Annotated in this window: 1 pseudogene; it reads right to left on the minus strand. The window is 60.0% G+C overall.

What is annotated here, in order from left to right:
- Window positions 1–176 precede the first annotated feature (176 nt).
- Window positions 177–335: pseudogene (locus AC5ZGW_RS47790) on the minus strand (integrase core domain-containing protein); the annotation flags it as partial.

The following is a 335-nucleotide window of genomic DNA, read 5'->3' on the forward strand; positions in this document are numbered from 1 at the left end:
GGCCCGCGACATATGACGGTCGCAATAAAGGCCGGACAGATGTCAGCACCCGACTACGCGCAACACCTAATCGAACGATTCTTCTTGCATCCACCGGGGCGTCCACAGATGGGCATGTGGTTCAACGCGTCAGCGTTGTCCTTCATGTCCACAGCCTTCGCGGCCTGCATCCGTTCGCGCCAGACCGCCATCGGCGTACGATAGCCGAGTGCCTGATGAAGGCGACGATCGTTGTAGAAGGCGATCCAGTTTGCAATGCCTGCCTTGGCCTCGCGGCCGTCGGCATAGCCCTTGAGATAGATGTCCTCATGCTTGAGCGACCGCCACAGCCGCTC

The organism is Bradyrhizobium sp. Crot121, from assembly GCF_059512385.1.